The sequence below is a fragment of the Streptomyces griseofuscus genome (assembly GCF_014673495.1).
GTDB lineage: Bacteria > Actinomycetota > Actinomycetes > Streptomycetales > Streptomycetaceae > Streptomyces > Streptomyces murinus.
Window position 1 is genome coordinate 1,309,679 of record NZ_CP051006.1, and the last position, 16,264, is coordinate 1,325,942.

Annotated in this window: 16 protein-coding genes; 2 read left to right on the forward strand and 14 right to left on the reverse strand. The window is 71.0% G+C overall.

The window, feature by feature from the left end; all coding sequences use genetic code 11:
• Positions 1 to 191: 191 nt before the first annotated feature.
• Complete coding sequence (locus HEP81_RS05750; protein WP_037657437.1) at positions 192 to 386, forward strand: hypothetical protein; 195 nt, start codon at positions 192 to 194, stop codon at positions 384 to 386.
• Positions 387 to 589: 203 nt separating this feature from the next.
• On the opposite strand, the gene HEP81_RS05755 is transcribed toward HEP81_RS05750, so the two are convergent.
• Positions 590 to 1,375 (reverse strand): SGNH/GDSL hydrolase family protein, encoded by a 786-nt coding sequence (locus HEP81_RS05755; protein ID WP_037657439.1) that lies wholly within the window; start codon positions 1,373 to 1,375, stop codon positions 590 to 592.
• Between the two features lie 339 nt (positions 1,376 to 1,714).
• On the opposite strand from HEP81_RS05755, the gene HEP81_RS05760 reads away from it, so the two are divergent.
• On the forward strand, positions 1,715 to 2,512 hold the full coding sequence (locus HEP81_RS05760) for a tyrosine-protein phosphatase (protein ID WP_037657441.1): 798 nt from the start codon (positions 1,715 to 1,717) through the stop codon (positions 2,510 to 2,512).
• A gap of 43 nt (positions 2,513 to 2,555) precedes the next feature.
• Here the strand turns inward: HEP81_RS05760 and HEP81_RS05765 are convergent, their stop codons facing one another.
• From HEP81_RS05765 to hpnC, 13 genes are all read right to left on the reverse strand, one after another.
• Positions 2,556 to 2,678 carry a DUF6126 family protein gene (locus HEP81_RS05765; protein ID WP_037657443.1) on the reverse strand — a complete coding sequence of 41 codons (123 nt, stop codon included), beginning with the start codon at positions 2,676 to 2,678 and terminating at the stop codon, positions 2,556 to 2,558.
• The gene (locus tag HEP81_RS05770; protein WP_037657445.1) at positions 2,675 to 3,301 is read right to left on the reverse strand and encodes a helix-turn-helix domain-containing protein; all 627 of its coding nucleotides are present in this window, start codon (positions 3,299 to 3,301) and stop codon (positions 2,675 to 2,677) included. Before HEP81_RS05770 ends, HEP81_RS05765 begins: the two co-directional genes overlap by 4 nt.
• 80 nt (positions 3,302 to 3,381) lie before the next feature.
• The gene (locus tag HEP81_RS05775; RefSeq protein WP_037657447.1) at positions 3,382 to 4,767 is read right to left on the reverse strand and encodes an aspartate aminotransferase family protein; all 1,386 of its coding nucleotides are present in this window, start codon (positions 4,765 to 4,767) and stop codon (positions 3,382 to 3,384) included.
• Positions 4,764 to 6,662, reverse strand: a complete 1,899-nt coding sequence (gene dxs, locus HEP81_RS05780; RefSeq protein WP_037657449.1) for a 1-deoxy-D-xylulose-5-phosphate synthase — start codon at positions 6,660 to 6,662, stop codon at positions 4,764 to 4,766. Before dxs ends, HEP81_RS05775 begins: the two co-directional genes overlap by 4 nt.
• A gap of 38 nt (positions 6,663 to 6,700) precedes the next feature.
• Positions 6,701 to 7,816, reverse strand: coding sequence for a flavodoxin-dependent (E)-4-hydroxy-3-methylbut-2-enyl-diphosphate synthase (gene ispG / locus HEP81_RS05785; RefSeq protein WP_037657456.1), 1,116 nt, complete (start codon positions 7,814 to 7,816; stop codon positions 6,701 to 6,703).
• A gap of 4 nt (positions 7,817 to 7,820) precedes the next feature.
• Positions 7,821 to 8,843, reverse strand: a complete 1,023-nt coding sequence (gene hpnH / locus HEP81_RS05790; RefSeq protein WP_037657461.1) for an adenosyl-hopene transferase HpnH — start codon at positions 8,841 to 8,843, stop codon at positions 7,821 to 7,823.
• 6 nt (positions 8,844 to 8,849) lie between these two features.
• Positions 8,850 to 9,491 (reverse strand): phosphorylase family protein, encoded by a 642-nt coding sequence (locus tag HEP81_RS05795; protein WP_037657462.1) that lies wholly within the window; start codon positions 9,489 to 9,491, stop codon positions 8,850 to 8,852.
• Between the two features lies 1 nt (position 9,492).
• Positions 9,493 to 11,556 (reverse strand): squalene--hopene cyclase, encoded by a 2,064-nt coding sequence (gene shc / locus HEP81_RS05800; RefSeq protein ID WP_037657463.1) that lies wholly within the window; start codon positions 11,554 to 11,556, stop codon positions 9,493 to 9,495.
• 116 nt (positions 11,557 to 11,672) lie between these two features.
• Positions 11,673 to 12,800, reverse strand: coding sequence for a polyprenyl synthetase family protein (locus HEP81_RS05805; RefSeq protein WP_093681208.1), 1,128 nt, complete (start codon positions 12,798 to 12,800; stop codon positions 11,673 to 11,675).
• Positions 12,800 to 14,224: a hydroxysqualene dehydroxylase HpnE gene (hpnE, locus tag HEP81_RS05810; protein ID WP_037657465.1), complete on the reverse strand. Its 1,425-nt coding sequence runs from the start codon at positions 14,222 to 14,224 to the stop codon at positions 12,800 to 12,802. Before hpnE ends, HEP81_RS05805 begins: the two co-directional genes overlap by 1 nt.
• Positions 14,221 to 14,349, reverse strand: coding sequence for a DUF6380 family protein (locus tag HEP81_RS42590; protein ID WP_220511668.1), 129 nt, complete (start codon positions 14,347 to 14,349; stop codon positions 14,221 to 14,223). Before HEP81_RS42590 ends, hpnE begins: the two co-directional genes overlap by 4 nt.
• Positions 14,349 to 15,311, reverse strand: coding sequence for a presqualene diphosphate synthase HpnD (gene hpnD, locus HEP81_RS05815; protein WP_037657468.1), 963 nt, complete (start codon positions 15,309 to 15,311; stop codon positions 14,349 to 14,351). The genes HEP81_RS42590 and hpnD overlap by 1 nt, the downstream gene beginning before the upstream one ends.
• Positions 15,308 to 16,204 carry a squalene synthase HpnC gene (hpnC, locus tag HEP81_RS05820; protein ID WP_037657472.1) on the reverse strand — a complete coding sequence of 299 codons (897 nt, stop codon included), beginning with the start codon at positions 16,202 to 16,204 and terminating at the stop codon, positions 15,308 to 15,310. The genes hpnD and hpnC overlap by 4 nt, the downstream gene beginning before the upstream one ends.
• Positions 16,205 to 16,264 lie beyond the last annotated feature (60 nt).

Consider the following 16,264-nt stretch of genomic DNA (forward strand, 5'->3'; position numbering starts at 1 on the left):
CACTACCGAGACGGGAACTTAGATTCGAAGATGCGGTGGCGTCCAGTGCTCGGAAGAAAACGTCCGGTGACACGTGAACGGCACAAAGGTCGCCGGGAGTGGGGGCGTTGGCGATCCGATCGCAAGGGCATACGCTGCGATCAGGTGGGCCGGGTCACATGCCGGGGCACCACGCACCCAGGGGAGGATCCATGCCGTGGTGGGCGCTGATCCCGGTCGTCTCGATGGTCACCGGGCCGCTCGCTCTGTATGTCATGACCCGGCGTAAACGCGCCGAGGACAGGGCCGACGAGCGGTACGAGGAGCTCTCGCGGAAGTACACGGCCCTGCTGGAGGAGACCACCTCGGGCGAGCTTCCGCACCGCCGCGACCGCCGTCTCGACTAGCCGCGCGCGGCGTCACCGATTTCCAGGCGGGAACGAGGTAATTCGAACGGGCATTCCGAAAGTGGGTTGCATAATTTCCACCCCGGGGCGCGGGACGGCGCGCGGGTGGCGATCGGACATTTACGGCGAGACGCGCGCGCCCCGCGCCGCACCCGGTGAGGTGCGAGGCGGGGCGGGGGTGTTCCGGGCGGGTTCCGGACCGGTCAGGCCACGGAGGCGATGCGCAACCTGATGTCCTCGGGGGACAGGGTGCCCTTCGCGGTGACGTGGTCGCCGGAGGACTCGCCGCGCAGCCGGCGGCCGATCCAGGGGACCAGGTGCTCGCGGGCCCAGTGCACATCGTCGCGGCGGACGTCCAGGGTGCCCCGGGGCGGCAGCGGCGGCCACGGCTGCTCCGGGTCGGCCGGGATCTCCAGCCCGAGCGCCTGTCCGGCGCGCAGTGCGACACGGGTGTGCCCCTCGGGCGAGAGGTGCAGCCGGTCGCTGTCCCAGGCCCGGCGATCCTGCACGGACCGCAGCGACCACAGGTCGAGCACGGGGCAGCCGTACCGGTCGGCGATGGCCCGCACGTGCCCGTTGTACGTGGCGATCTTGCCGCGCAGGTGCTTGAGCAGGGGGACGCCCCGGGTGTCGAAGCCGGTGGTCACCATGACGGTGCCGGCCACCTCGGCGAGCCGGGCCACGGCCGCCTCGAACCGCTCGGCCACCTCGTCCGGATCGGTGCCGGGACGGATGATGTCGTTGCCGCCCGCGCACAGGGAGACCAGATCCGGGGCGAGTTCGGCCGCCCGCGGGACCTGGTCGGCCACGATCTGGTCCAGCAGCTTCCCGCGCACGGCGAGATTGGTGTACTGGAAGTCCCCCTCGGGCCGCCGGTCGGCGAGCAGTACCGCGAACCGGTCGGCCCAGCCCACGAACGCCCCGTCGGGGCCGGGATCGCCGACGCCCTCGGTGAAGCTGTCCCCCACCGCCACGTACGACCCGATCACTGATCTGCTGTCACTCTTCGAATCGTCTGCCACGTCGGACCATGATTCACCTCGGGGTGTGACTTACGCGACCGTAGGAATGGGTTGACGAACGGTGATATGAGCCACTCCGCGAGTTTTCGCGTTCCAGGAATACACCCGCTTGCGGGGCTGTTGGGCGGGGCCGTCAAGACCTCACCGTCGCCGCCGGCAACGCTGGATGACGCGCGTCAGCGGCCCCGGCCCGCCCCGCCGACAGCGCCCTGTGGACAACTCATTGCCCCACGAAACCAATGCCGTATGGTCGACGCAGCGCCCGCCGCGAGCCGTGACGGCGGGGTTGGATCGGGAGGAGCCCCCGTGACGCAGCAGGTCCCGTCGACCGAGCCGGAGCTGGCCGGCGTGCGCAATTTCCGTGACGTCGGCGGACTGCCGACCGTGGACGGACGCCGGCTGCGCCAGGGCGTGCTCTTCCGCAGCGGGCACCTGGCGCACGCGACGGCGCAGGACGCGGTCTTCCTCTCCTCCCTGGGCCTGCACACCATCTTCGACTTCCGTAACGCGGCCGACCAGAAGCTGGAGGGCCCGGACATCGCGCTGCCCGGCGTGCGCAATGTGAATCTGCCGCTGAGCGACCCGGCGGACGGCGCCGAGTTCTGGAAGATGGTCCGCGACGGCGACCTCGACCAGCTGCGCGCGGTCCTGGACGACGGCAAGGGCGCGGCCCGCATGGTGGCCTCGTACCGGTCCACGCTCCGCAATCGCACGGCCGAGCACTCCCGGGTGCTGCACGCGATCGCCGAGGACAGCGTGCCCGCGCTGCTGCACTGCGCGGCCGGCAAGGACCGCGCGGGCATCTCCATAGCCGTCACCCTGCTCGCCGTGGGGGTGGAGCGGGACGCGATCATGGCCGACTACCTGGAGTCCAACGCCAAGCACCGCCGCTACAAGGTGCAGCGCAGCGGCAGTGCGCAGAGCGCGTACACGCCCGAGGTGATGGAGCTGCTCAGCCCGCTCTTCGACGCGCGCGCGGAGTATCTGGCGGCCGCCTTCGACAGCATCGACGAGACCTGGGGCGGCGTGGACCGCTATCTGGAGCAGGGTCTGCGGCTGGCTCCCGAGACACGGGAGCGGCTGCGGGCGCGGCTGGTGGACTGACGCGTTCATCCGGTCCGCGCCCGCCGTGTGCGCGGGCGCGGGCTCAGCTCTTGGCGCCGACCGCGAAGAGCAGATAGAGGAACGCGGCCAGGACGTGCCCGAGGGCGATGTAGATGAGCAGCCGGATCCACAGGGAACGGGGGAACTTGGTCTCGAGGTTGCTCATAGCAGCTCTCCGTTCAGGTGCCCCAGGCACAGCGCGGCCGTGGGGCTCTGTAGCAGGGTGTGGACGAACAGCAGCTCCACGCCGTCCGGGTCCTCGGCGGCGAGGCGGTGCGGGGTGAGCGAGTCGAAGTGGGCGCTGTCGCCGGGGGCGAGCAGATGCGTGGCGTCGCCGAGGCGCAGCCGCAGCCGTCCCTTGAGGACATAGAGCCACTCCTCGCCGGGGTGGACCCGCACGATGTCGCCCTGGGTGCCGTAGGGCGCGTGCACCCGCAGGGCCTGCATGCCGCGGCCGGGGGCTCCGGCCTGGAAGTAGGTCCACCCGGCGGCCCGGGTCGGGTCCATGTCGGCGGCGCGGACGATCGCGTTCTGGTCGGCGACCCGTTCGCCGAGGAGTTCGGAGACCGTCGTACCGTAGATACGGGCGAGCGCGAGCAGCATCGGCAGCGAGGGCTGTCGCTGCCCGGTCTCCAGCCGGGACAGATGGGCCGGTGAGAGTCCGGCGTCCCGGGCCGCGGCCTCCAGGGTGAGACCGGCCCGTCGGCGCAGTGCGCGCAGTTGCGGCGCTACGGCGGGCAGATCCTCACCCTGGCCCGCCGCAGGCGATGCGGCATCTGAGGCGTTCATGCCTCTATTCAGCCCCACTTTTGCCCGTGGGGCAATTTTCTTGCCTCGGAGGCAAAAGGCCACGCTCGTGTACTGACCGCTCAGCGGTTGGCGACCGCCTGTTTGATCAGTGTCTTGCCGAAGTCCCACATCAGGCCGCCGCCGCTGTGCGCGTCGTCCATGACCGCGGCGAAGCCCTCGATGAACCGGTCCACGTCGGCCTCGCCGAAGACCAGCGGCGGGATCAGCTTGATGACCTCCAGGTGGTCGCCGGAGACCTGGGTGAGGATCCGGTGCCGCTGGAGCAGCGGTACGACGACCATCTGGGCGAACAGGCCCTTGCGGGCGGCCTGGAGCATGGCCCAGCGGCTGCGCAGCTTCAGCGAGGACGGCTTGCCGAACTCGATGCCGATCATCAGGCCCCGGCCGCGCACATCGGACAGCAGCTCGTACTTGTCGATCAGCTCGGTGAGCCGGGACCTCAGCAGCTCGCCCGTGGTGCGCACGCCCGCGACGATCTGCTCGTTCTCCATGACCGACAGCACGGCGAGGCCGCACGCCATCGCCTGGGCGTTGGCGCCGAAGCTCGCCGAGTGCACCAGGACGCGGTCCATGGACGAATAGACCTTCTTGAAGATCCAGTCCTTGCCGAGGGTCGCGCCGACCGGGACATACCCGCCGGACAGGGCCTTGGCGACGCACACCAGGTCCGGCTCCACGCCGTCCTCGTGCTGATAGGCGTAGAAGTCGCCGGTGCGGCCGAGGCCGGTCTGCACCTCGTCCGCGATCAGCAGGGCCTTGTGCTTGTGCAACAGCTCCTGGGCCGCGCGCAGATAGCCGGGCGGCGCCTCGTGCACGCCCTTGCCCTGGATCGGCTCCACGATCAGCGCGGCCACGTCGCCCTTCTTCAACTCCCGCGCCAGGGCGTCGAGATCGCCGAGGGGTACGGCGGTGTCGGGCAGCAGCGGGGCGAAGCCGTCGCGGAAGCCGCTCTCCCCGTTGACGGACAGCGAGCCGGTGGTCAGCCCGTGGAAGGCGTGCTCGCAGTACAGGACCCGGGGCCGGCCGGTGGCGTAGCGGGCGAACTTCAGGGCCGTCTCGACCGCCTCGGTGCCGCTGTTGCCGAAGAACACCCGGTCCAGGTGCGGGCTGTGGGCGAGCAGCCGTTCGGCGAGCAGTCCGGGCAGCGGCTGGCAGTCGAACCGGGTGAGGTCGGCGAGGTCCATGTCGACGACGTCGTGCAGCGCCTTGCGGACGACCGGGTGGTGGCGGCCGAGGCCCATCACCCCGAACCCGGCGAGCATGTCCAGGTAGTCGTTGCCGTCGGCGTCGAAGAAGTGGGCGCCCTCGGCGCGCTCGTAGACCTTGTCGAAGCCGATGGTGTGCAACATGCGCGGGAGCTGCGGGTTGAGGTACTTGGTGTGCAGCTCGTACCGCTCGGCTCCGCGCTCGGCGAGCAGGGCGCCGAGGTCGAACTCGCTGGTCATTCACTCTCCTTGACGGTGCCGTCGGCATCCTTGACGGCCAGGCTCGCTGAAATGCGTCCGGCGATCTCCACCGGGGTGAGACCGAGGTCGGCCAGTACTTCACTGCGTTTGGCGTGCGGCAGGAACTGGTCCGGGATGCCGAACTGCCGTACCGGCACGTCGACTCCGGCATCCCTGAGGGCTCCGGCGACGGCAGAACCGACGCCGGAGGCACGGCTGTTGTCCTCCACCACGGCCACCATGCGGTGCTCCGAGGCGAGTTGCGGCAGGGCGGGATCGACCGGCTTGACCCACCGGGGGTCGACCACCGTGCAGCCGGTGCCGCCCTCCGCGAGGAGTTCCGCCGCGCCGAGGCACACCGGCGCCATCACACCGACGGCGACCAGCAGCACCTTCGCCCGCTGCGCGCGATGCAGCACATCCATGCCGCCCACCCGGTCGAGGGCCGGGATGTCCGGTCCGACGTCCTCCTTCGGGAACCGCACCACGGTCGGCGCGTCCTCCACGGCCACCGCCTCCCGCAACTGGGCGCGCAACCGGGTCGCGTCGCGCGGGGCGGCGATCCGCAGTCCCGGCACCACCTGGAGGAGCGACATGTCCCACACGCCGTTGTGGGAGGCGCCGTCGGGACCGGTGACGCCGGCCCGGTCGAGGACGAAGGTGACCCCGCAGCGGTGCAGGGCGACATCCATCAGCACCTGGTCGAAGGCGCGGTTGAGGAAGGTGGCGTAGAGGGCGACGACCGGATGCAGTCCCGCGGTGGCGAGCCCGGCGGCCGAGGTGACCGCGTGCTGTTCGGCGATGCCCACGTCCCACACCCGCTCCGGGAAGCGTTCGGCGAAGGCGCCGAGACCGACCGGGTGCAGCATCGCTGCGGTGATCGCGACGACGTCCTCGCGCTCCTCGCCGATCCGTGCGATCTCCTCGCCGAACACCGAGGTCCAGGACCGCCCGCCGGTGGCGGTGAGCGGTTCGCAGGTCGCCGGGTCCATCACGCCGATGGCATGGAAGCGGTCCAACTCGTCGGCGAGCGCGGGCTCGTAGCCGCGGCCCTTCTCGGTCAGGCAGTGCACCAGGACCGGTCCGTGGAAGCGCTTGGCGCGGCGCAGCGCGGACTCGACGGCTCCGATGTCATGCCCGTCGACCGGGCCGACGTACTTCAGGCCCAGGTCCTCGAAGAGCCCTTGGGGGGCGAAGGCGTCCTTGAAGCCCTTCTTGGCGCCGTGCAGGGACTCGTAGAGCGGCGCGCCGACGACGGGGGTCCGCCGGAGCGCCTCCTTGCCCCAGGCGAGCACCTTCTCGTAGCCGTCGGTGGTGCGCAGGGTGGCCAGATGGTCGGCGAGCCCGCCGATGGTGGGGGCGTAGGAGCGCGCGTTGTCGTTGACGACGATGATCAGCGGCCGGTCCGGGGCGTCCGCGATGTTGTTCAGCGCCTCCCAGGCCATGCCGCCGGTCAGCGCGCCGTCTCCGACGACGGCGACCACATGGCTGCGCTCCCCCTTCACCTCGCGCGCCTTGGCGAGGCCGTCGGCCCAGCCGAGCGCGGTGGAGGCGTGGCTGTTCTCGATGACGTCGTGCTCCGACTCCTCGCGCGCGGGGTAGCCGGACAGACCGCCCTTGCCGCGCAGCTTGGAGAAGTCCTGACGTCCTGTCAGAAGCTTGTGTACGTAGGTCTGATGGCCGGTGTCCCAGAGGATCCGGTCGACCGGTGACTCGAAGACCCGGTGCAGGGCGATGGTCAGCTCCACCACGCCCAGGTTGGGCCCGAGATGACCACCGGTACGCGAGACCGCCTGCACCAGGAACTCGCGTATCTCCTCGGCCAGTACGCCGAGTTCCGCCCCGGACAGCCCCTTCAGATCACGCGGTTGCCGGATCGTCTCCAGAATCGTCACGTTCGTGGCCCCCTCTCGCTCCGTGCAGTTATGTGGACTCACTTCATCCGCTCGGCGAGCCGCTGCGCCTCCTCGATCAGGGTCTCGACGATCCGGGACTCCGGGACGGTCCGCACGACCTCCCCCTTGACGAAGATCTGCCCCTTTCCGTTGCCCGAGGCAACTCCCAGATCGGCCTCACGGGCCTCTCCGGGGCCGTTGACCACACAGCCCATCACCGCCACCCGCAGCGGCACTTCGAGGCCGTCGAGCCCCGCGGTGACCTCGTCCGCGAGCCGGTAGACATCCACCTGGGCGCGGCCGCAGGAGGGGCAGGAGACGATCTCCAGACGCCGCTCGCGCAGCCCCAGCGACTGCAAGATCTGGATGCCGACCTTGACCTCCTCCACCGGCGGCGCGGACAGCGAGACACGGATGGTGTCGCCGATGCCCCGGGAGAGCAACGCCCCGAACGCGACGGCCGACTTGATGGTGCCCTGGAACGCGGGGCCGGCCTCCGTGACACCGAGGTGCAGCGGGTAGTCGCACTGTTCGGCCAGCTGGCGGTACGCCTCGATCATCACGACCGGGTCGTTGTGCTTGACCGAGATCTTGATGTCCCGGAAGTCGTGCTCCTCGAAGAGCGACGCCTCCCACAACGCCGACTCGACCAGCGCCTCCGGCGTCGCCCTGCCGTACTTCTGGAGCAATCTCCGGTCCAGCGAACCGGCGTTGACCCCGATCCGGACCGGTGTGCCGTGGTCCTTCGCGGCGCGCGCGATCTGGGCGATCTGGTCGTCGAACCTCTTGATGTTGCCCGGGTTGACCCGGACCGCCGCGCAGCCCGCCTCGATGGCCGCGAAGACGTACTTGGGCTGGAAGTGGATGTCCGCGATCACCGGGATCTGCGACTTGCGCGCGATGACGGCGAGGGCGTCCGCGTCGTCCTGCGTGGGGCAGGCGACGCGGACGATCTGGCAGCCGGACGCGGTGAGTTCGGCGATCTGCTGGAGGGTGGCGCCGATGTCCGACGTACGGGTCGTCGTCATCGACTGCACCGAGACCGGCGCCCCGCCCCCGACCGCCACCGGCCCGACGTGGATCTCCCGCGACCGCCGCCGCGGGGCCACCTGCCGGGCCGGCACCTCGGGAACGCCCAAGGGTACGGCGGTCATCGCTTTACTCCCGGTTTCCCGAGACCGTCTCGCGCAGGGCCCGCAGCGACTCCGTCAGGGAGCCCATGGTGGCGAGCACGGAGGTGGGCTCGTAGCCGCAGTGCGCCATGCAGTTGGCGCACCGCGGGTCCTTGCCGCGGCCGTACTTGTCCCAGTCGGTGTCCTCCACCAGCTCCCGGTACGTCGGCACGTACCCGTCGCTCATCAGGTAGCAGGGACGCTGCCAGCCGAAGAGCGAGTAGTTCGGGATCGCCCACGCGGTGCACGGGAAGTCGACCTTGCCCTCCAGGAAGTCCAGGAAGAGCGGGGAGTGGTTGAGCCGCCACTTCTTGCGGTTGCCGCCCGAGAACGCCTTCCGGAACAGCTCGCGGGTCTGCTCCACACCGAGGAAGTGCTCCTGGTCGGGGGCCTTCTCGTAGGCGTAGGCGGGCGAGATCATCATCTCGTCCACCTTCAGGTCGTCGTTGAGGAAGTTGAGCACCTCGATGACGGTCTGCGGGGTGTCGGTGTTGAAGAAGGTGGAGTTGGTGGTCACCCGGAAGCCGCGCCGCTTGGCCTCCTTGATGGCCGCCACCGCCTCGTCGAACACGCCTTCCTTGGCAACGGACTCGTCGTGCCGCTCGCGCAGCCCGTCGATGTGCACCGCGAAGGCGAAGTAGGGCGAGGGGGTGAACTTCTCAATCTTCTTGCGCAGCAGCATCGCGTTGGTGCACAGGAAGACGTACTTCCTCTTGGCCACCAACTGCCGCACGATCTCATCGATCTGAGGGTGCATCAGGGGCTCGCCGCCCGCGATGGAGACCATCGGCGCACCCGATTCGAGCACCGCGCCCACCGCCTGGGCGACCGGCATGCGCTGCTTGAGCACCCCGGCCGGATGCTGGATCTTGCCGCAGCCCTCGCATTTGAGGTTGCACGCGAAGAGCGGTTCGAGCTCCACGATGAGCGGGAACTTGTCCCGCTTGCGGAACTTCTGTTCGGCCAGGTATGTAGCGACCTTGATGGACTGGCGCAACGGCATGGCCATCTGGGCTCACCTCCGGGGGAGCAGCAAAGAACGGTGCCATTCGAAATATGCGGGAAGTACGGAACGAAGAACACGGAATGCTGATATTCCACCGCGCACGGTGCCGATCCGGACGAGTTCGTGTTCGGGAGTGTCGACGACCACCCGGACGGCGGCGACCGGGCGTTCGCCCGCGGTCACGGCTCTGAGCAGGGTGGCCGCGGACTCCATGTCGACGGCGATCGCGCCGGTCGCGCGCAGGGCGGACCGTTCGGGGCCGCGGACGACATGATCGGAGCCGGTGAGCGGGCCGGTGTGGACCGTGCGGCCGGGCAGCAGCCGCGCGAGTTCCTTCACCAGCAGTTCGGTGGCCACGCACGGCACGGTGCCGTGCGGGTCCCGGGTCTCCTCGGCGACCACCAGGTCACCGGGGTGCATCCCGGGGGCGAGGCCCGCGCAGAAACCGGTGGCCACCACGGCGGCATCGGTGAGCGCGGGCCGGGCCAGGTGCCGGGTGAGGGAGCGCTGCGCCGCCCGCGGCCCCATCCCGGTACGGACGAACGTGACCGGCCCGCCGGCTCCGCCGCGATCGCCCGAGCGCAGCGCGAGGTGCTCGATGCCGAGCGCGCAGGCGATCAGCAGCGGGGCCGGGGCGGGCTGGACGTTCACATCAGCTCCCCTTGGCCTCGGAGAGCGGTGGCCCGGCGGGCTTGGCCGCCTCGGGCCGCGGCCGGGGGGTCCTGGCGAGCAGCTGCCGCTCGAAGGGGTCCCCGTGCAGATACCGGCCGAGCGCGGTGAGCGGGAACACCTGCCGGTACAGGTGGTAGTTGATGGAGAAGTCCCAGGGGAAGCCGGTGCCGGTGAAGTACGGCTCGTCCCAGGTGCCGTCCTCCCGCTGGGTGGTGGCGAGCCACTGGATGCCCCGCTCGACGGCCTTGGAGTCCTTCTCCCCCGCCGCGAGCAGGGCCATCAGCGCCCACGCGGTCTGCGAGGGGGTGGAGGCGCCCCGGCCGGCCCATTCCCTGGCGTGCTTGTAGGAGCGCAGGTCCTCGCCCCAGCCGCCGTCGTCGTTCTGGACCGACTCCAGCCAGGTCACCGCTCGCCGGATCGCCGGGTGCGAGGCGGGCAGCCCGGCCGCGGTCAGCGCCGGGACCACCGACCCGGTGCCGTAGATGTAGTTGACGCCCCAGCGGCCGAACCACGCCCCGTTCTCCTCCTGTTCGGCGAGCAGCCAGGCGATGCCGCGCCGGGTGCGCGGGTCATGGGCGAGACCCTCGGCGGCGAGCATCTCCACCACGTGCGCGGTGACGTCCGCGGACGGCGGATCGATGACCTCGCCGAAGTCGCAGAACGGCAACCGGTTGGGGAACGGGCTTGTGTTGTCGACGTCGAAGGCGCCCCAGGCGCCGTTCTTCGACTGCATGCCGAGGTTCCAGCGCACCGCGCGCCCGATCGCCCTATCCGTGCGCTCCGGGTCGTGGTGCCGGATCCGGCGCAGCGCGAGGGAGACCTCGGCGGTGTCGTCGATGTCCGGGTAGTTGTCGTTGTGGAACTCGAACGCCCAGCCGCCCGGCGGAAGTTGGGGGCGTTTTACGGCCCAGTCGCCGGGCCGGACGATCTCCTCGCCGAGCAACCAGTCGGCGGCCTTGACCAGTTGGGGGTGGTCGACGGGCAGCCCGGCGTCGACCAGCGCGATGGCGGCCAGGCAGGTGTCCCATACCGGGGACTGGCAGGCCTCGATCATCCGGGCGCCGTCCTCGCGCCAGACGGCGAACCGGTCCAGCGAGGCCAACCCCTCGCGCAGTACGGGGTGTTCGAGGTCGTAGCCGAGCAGATGCAGGGCGATGACCGAGTACACGGCCGGGGGTTGGATGCCGCCCCAGCAGCCGTCGTTCTCCTGCCGCTCGATGATCCAGCGGGCGGCGGCGTTCATCGCGGCCTTGCGCAGCCGGCGCGGGACGACCTTGCGCAGCTGCCTGAGCGCCCGGTCCAGGCGCTGGAAGGCACCGTCCCAGGTGTTCGCGGGCGCAAGGGGTTTGGGCGGATTGGGGTTCGCCGGGTCGGTGTGCAGCTCGTCCAGCGCGAAGGGCGCGGGACGCACCGGGCGCTTGGCCGAGACGATGGTCAGCGGCACGATCGTCTGCCGGGCCCAGCACCCGAAGTCGTAGATGTTCAGCGGCATCCAGCCGGGGAACCAGATCAGTTCCGGGGGCATCTCCGGCAGGTCTTCCCATTTCCACCAGCCGAACAGGGCGAGCCAGATACGGGTGAAGACCCGGGCGGCGGCAATACCGCCGCGCTCACGGATCCAGGCGGCGGCCCGCGCCATGTGCGGGGCGTCGGGCGTGTCGCCGGCCAGCCGCAGGGCGACGTACGCCTCGATGGTGGTGGACAGTTCGCCGGGTCCGCCCCAGAAGGTGGCCCAGGTGCCGTCCTCGCGCTGTTCGCCGCGGATGAACTTCGCGGCGGCCTGCGTGGTGCGCTCGTCCTGGATGCCCAGGAACTGGCGGAGCAGCAGGTCCTCGGCGTCCATGGTGACGTTGGTCTCCAGGTCGCCCTTCCACCAGCCCTCGGCGTCCTGCCGGGAGAGCAGGAAGTCGGTGGCACGGCGGGCGGCCTGTGCGGCGGCTTCCGGTGCCCCGGCCGCCTCGGGGGTCGTGAGGGTGGTGTCGCTGGCCGCGGCAGCGCGGGACGGCAAGGTGGCCCCGGTGCTTCCGTCGGTCGTCGCTGTCATGGCTTCCCCTTCGTACAGTCGTGCGAGACGTGCTGCTGTGGGTCCGCCGTCGGCCGGTGTGCTTCCTGTCGCGACACCGGCCGGCGACTACGCGAGGGTGGTTCGACCGATAGTGATCATCTCTTTCGTACGACGACGAAGTCGGCGAGGGCCGTGAAGGCGGCCCGCACCTGGTCCGGCATGGTGACCGCGTCCAGGGCGCTGACGGCGATGGTGTGCTGGCGGCGCGCCTCCTCGGCGGTCCATTCGCGGCCGCCCGCCTCCTCGATGAGGGCGGCGCGGGCCGCGAACTCCTCCTCGGAGAAGTTCTCGAAGTCGCTGCTCTTGGCGTCGGCGGCGAGGATCTCGCCGAGCCGCTCGGAGGCGGGTCCGCCGGCCGCGAGCGCGGCGACCACCGGCAGCGACTTCTTGCGCTGGCGCAGATCGCTCCAGGTCTGCTTGCCGGTGGCCTCCGGGTCGCCCCAGATGCCGAGCAGATCGTCCACGGCCTGGAAGGCGAGTCCGAGGTGGTAGCCGTAGCGCTCCAGCGCGTCGGCGGTGGCGTCGTCGGCGCCGCCGAGGACCGCGCCGATGGAGGAGGCGCAGGCGAGCAGCGCGCCGGTCTTGTTGCCCTCCATCTCCAGGCACTCCTCGACGCTGACGCGGTCGCGGTGCTCGTAGGAGATGTCCTGGGCCTGACCGTCGATCAGGGCGCGGGTGGCGGTGGTGAGCCGGCGGGTGGCGCGGCCGGCCTCGACCGAACCGAGCTCCAGCAGCAGCTCGTTGGCCAGCGCGAACAGGGCGTCGCCGACCAGGATGGCCTGGGCGGGGCCGTGCACCTTCCAGACGGTGTCGCGGTGGCGGCGCTGCTCGTCGCCGTCCATCAGGTCGTCGTGCAGCAGCGAGAAGTTGTGGACCAGTTCCACGGCGACGGCGCCCGGCACACCGGTCTCGGGCGCACTGCCGGTGACCTCGGCGGAGAGCACGGCGAGCGCGGGACGTACGGCCTTGCCGCCGTCGCCGTCGGCCGGGTTGCCGGCGGCGTCGATCCAGCCGAAGTGGTAGGCGGCGACGGTGTCCATGGGAGGAGCGAGGCGGTCGACGGCCGCACGCAGGACCGGTGTGGCCAGGGTCCGTCCGCGCTCCAGCAGCGCGGTGACGTCCACCGCGGTCTCCGTCGAGGCCGGGGGCACAGTGGGCACAGTCTCTCCTCTTGTTGCGGTACCGAAGGTGCGGGGGCCTGCCGCCGGCTGCCGATGAGGCATCAGGCCGCCTCCTCGAAGGCGAAGAGACGGCTCGGACGGGGCCGGCCCAGGGCGCGGAGCGCGGCATCGGCCGCGCTCACTCCGCTACGGACCGCACTCTCCATGGTCGCGGGCCACCCGGTGGCGGTCCACGCTCCGGCCAGGTACAGGCCGGATGCCTTGGTGCGGGCGCCGGGCCGCAGACGCCCGACGCCGGGGGTGGGCGCGAACGTCGCCGTACGCTCCCGGGTCACGAAGAAGTCCTCGATCACGGCGCCGCGCGTGCCCGGGAGGAGCTTCTCCAACTCCGGGACGTAGCGCGCGCGGAGCTCCGCGACGGGGAGGTCGATGTCGTCCTGCGCGGCCGACTGGGACAGCGCGAGGTACTGGCCCGAGCGCAGCCCGGAGGCGTGGGTGCGGTCGAAGACCCACTGCACGGGGGTGCCGAGGGCGGCGAAGAAGGGCCGCGCGAGCACCTTGCGGTCGTACACCACATGCACGTTGAGGATGGGCGCGGTGCCGATCTCGAGCAGCCGCTCGGGGGCGTCGAGGGCGCCGGGCGGCAGCAGTTCGTACGCCTCGCGCTGGGGTACGGCGAGGACGACCGCGTCCGTTTTGATGCGCTCGCCGGGAACCTCGACGCACCAGCCACCGTTCTCCATGGCAGAGACGGAGGTGACGCGTGAACGGACCTCGGTACGCACGCCCGCGGAGTCGAGCGCCCTGCGGGCCAGCCGGTCGTGCAGTTCGCCCAGCGGGACATGGGCCCAGCCGATGTCGGCCGCTCCCGGGTCGGACAGCAGACCGGTCTTGAACACCATCGCGGCGAGCCCCAGCGAGGAGTCGCCCGCGACCGCGTTGAGGGTGGCGACCCCGACCAGGTCCCACAGGGCCTCGATGGCACGCGCCGACTGGCCGTGGGCGGCCAGCCAGCTGCCGAAGTCCTGGGTGTCCAGGGTCGGATCGGCGAGGTCGAGACCCTTGAGCGCGAGCGCGGCACGCCCGACGGAGGCGCGCTCGGCGAGCGAGAGGTGCGGATAGGCGGCCAGGCTGCGCCCCAGATGCAGGGGCACGGGCAGCGGGTCGCGCCGCAGTCTGCCGAGCCGCCGGCCCTCGGGCTTGGCGAGGTCCACGACGGGCACGTCCAGGCGGTCCTGCAACGGCGCCAGCGCCGCGCCCTCGATCCGGTCGAGGAACCAGCGGTAGGCGGTGCAGCAACGCAGGTACACATGCTGGCCGTTGTCGACGGTCAGTTCGCCGCGCTGGAAGGAGAAGGCGAGGCCGCCCAGCCTGGGCCTGCCTTCGAGCAGGGTGACGCGGACGCCCGCGTCGGCGAGGGCGAGCGCCGCGGTGATGCCGGCGAGGCCGCCGCCGATCACGACGGCGCCGCGGGCCGCGCTCTCGGGAGTGCGCTGTCCCGGTGCGGGGCGTGCGCCGTCGCTCATGGTGCGTCCTTCCGTGCGTGCCGGCCGTGCTGGTTGAACGGTGCACGTACGGTCGTCGCAGTCAGGGACGCCACGCCGTGGCGCGGGGTTGCCCGGTGGAAGTCCGCTGGTTCGGTGAGGTCCATCAGACGCGCCTCCCGACGGATCGCCCGGCGCCATGACGGGTGACCTGCCGGGTGTCGAGGCCGGACAGACCGCGCACGGCGACGTACGCCTTCTCGTGGCCGGGCAGCGAGACCCGGCCGCGCAGCACGGCCTCGGGGTCGCGCGCGATGCGGTCCAGGAGGCGGCGGTAGATGCCGGCCATGGCGGCCACGCAGGCGCCGCTGCGCCGGTCGAGCATGGGCAGCAGCTGGTAGCCCTCGGCGAAAAGGGCACGGGCGCGGCGGACCTCGAAGTGCACGAGGCCGGCGAAGTCGGAGCCCTCCGGCGGGGTGGGCCGCTCGAATCCGGCCGCGCAGCCGAACTTGGCCAGGTCGTCGGCGGGCAGATACGTACGGCCGCCCAGGGCGTCCTCGCGGACGTCCCGGAGGATGTTGGTGAGCTGGAGCGCGAGCCCGAGCGTGTCGGCGTACTCGGCGGCGCGCTCGGCGCCGCGGGCGCCCGGTTCGGTGCCGAACACGCCGAGCGAGAGGCGGCCGATGGCACCGGCGACACACCGGCAGTAGACCTTCAGGTCGTCCCAGGTCTCGTAGGTCTCCCCGCGGGTGTCCATCTCGACGCCGTCGATCAGCTCGTCCAGGCCGTCGAGCGGGATCGGGAAGGCGTCGGCGGCATGGGTGAGCGCGACGGCCACCGGGTCGGTGTCGTCCTCCTCGATGCCGCCCTCCCGGATCCGGGCGAGCAGGGCCCGGGTCTCCTGGAGCCGTGCCACCTTCACGTCGTCGGCCAGATCACCGTCGCCGATGTCATCGACACGCCGTGAGAACGCGTACAGCGCCGACATGGCGCGCCGCTTCGGTGTGGGCAGCAGCCGGATGCCGTACGCGAAGTTACGGGCCTGCTGTCCGGTCACCGTCTCGCAGTAGCGGTAGGCGGCGAGCACCGGTGCGGACACGTGCGACGCAGACTCCACGGTCCGGATCACCCCTCTCCTCGCAGAATCACGCCCGCCTCACGCAGCAACTGGACCTTGCCTGGTTTGGGCGGGCCGGGAAGAACGTCGTATTCGGCGGCGGCGATCGCGCGGACCGCCGCCCTTCCCCCCGCCACGAACCCTGCGAGCAGCAGCTTCAACCTGCCGTGGACGCTACCCACCAGGGGGGCGCCTTCATTCAGCAGATCGCGGGCGCGTTGTGCTTCGTATGCAACCAGGGCGCGCATCGATGCGCCCGCGGTTTTCGCGGACAGATCGGTTTCCGTGACGTGGAAGCGCTTCATGTCCTCGGCCGGAAGATAGATCCGGTCGTGGCCGAAGTCCTCGGCGACGTCCTGGAGGTGTTCCACGATCTGGAGCGCGGTGCAGATCGCGTCGGACAGACGGATCCGCTCGGGGGTCGAGGTGCCGGTGACGGCGAGGACGAGGCGGCCGACGGGGTTGGCGGACAGTTCGCAGTAGGCGAGGAGGTCGTCGTACGTCTCGTACCGGGTGACGAGCTGGTCCTGGCGGTTGGCGGCGATCAAGCCGAGGAACGGCTCGGGGGTGAGCGCCCGGCGCCGTACGACGGGCTGGAGCCGGCGCAGCAGGGGGTGGCTCGGGGTGGCGTCGAAGACCCGGCGCAGATCGGCCTCGAAGGCGTCGAGCAGCAGCAGCCGGTCGTCGGCGTCGGTGGCCGACACGCCGAGCAGTTCGGCGTCGGCTCCGCCGGGGGCGAGGTCTCCGTCGCCGATGTCGTCGACCAGACGGGCGAAGCCGTAGACCGCCATGAGGTCGTCGCGCCAGTCGCGGGGCAGGAAGAAGGGGGCCACGGGGAAGTTCTCGCTCGCGGCCTTGTCGAGGGTGGCGCGTTCCAGGTCCGGCGCCCTCGTGGTGGCCGTCATCGGGCGACGCCCGGGGCGGCAACGGCACATGCTGCGTTGAGCTGGGGAGTTTCCGTAGCC

What these genes read in the sequence shown, in the direction of transcription:
- HEP81_RS05750 (WP_037657437.1), top strand. Translation starts at nt 192, where the DNA reads ATGCCGTGGTGGGCGCTGATCCCGGTCGTCTCGATGGTCACCGGGCCG.
- HEP81_RS05765 (WP_037657443.1), bottom strand. Translation starts at nt 2,678, where the DNA reads ATGAGCAACCTCGAGACCAAGTTCCCCCGTTCCCTGTGGATCCGGCTG.
- HEP81_RS05770 (WP_037657445.1), bottom strand. Translation starts at nt 3,301, where the DNA reads ATGAACGCCTCAGATGCCGCATCGCCTGCGGCGGGCCAGGGTGAGGAT.
- HEP81_RS05775 (WP_037657447.1), bottom strand. Translation starts at nt 4,767, where the DNA reads ATGACCAGCGAGTTCGACCTCGGCGCCCTGCTCGCCGAGCGCGGAGCC.
- ispG (WP_037657456.1), bottom strand. Translation starts at nt 7,816, where the DNA reads ATGACCGCCGTACCCTTGGGCGTTCCCGAGGTGCCGGCCCGGCAGGTG.
- hpnH (WP_037657461.1), bottom strand. Translation starts at nt 8,843, where the DNA reads ATGGCCATGCCGTTGCGCCAGTCCATCAAGGTCGCTACATACCTGGCC.
- shc (WP_037657463.1), bottom strand. Translation starts at nt 11,556, where the DNA reads ATGACAGCGACGACCGACGGAAGCACCGGGGCCACCTTGCCGTCCCGC.
- HEP81_RS05805 (WP_093681208.1), bottom strand. Translation starts at nt 12,800, where the DNA reads ATGCCTCATCGGCAGCCGGCGGCAGGCCCCCGCACCTTCGGTACCGCA.
- hpnE (WP_037657465.1), bottom strand. Translation starts at nt 14,224, where the DNA reads ATGAGCGACGGCGCACGCCCCGCACCGGGACAGCGCACTCCCGAGAGC.
- HEP81_RS42590 (WP_220511668.1), bottom strand. Translation starts at nt 14,349, where the DNA reads ATGGACCTCACCGAACCAGCGGACTTCCACCGGGCAACCCCGCGCCAC.
- hpnC (WP_037657472.1), bottom strand. Translation starts at nt 16,204, where the DNA reads ATGACGGCCACCACGAGGGCGCCGGACCTGGAACGCGCCACCCTCGAC.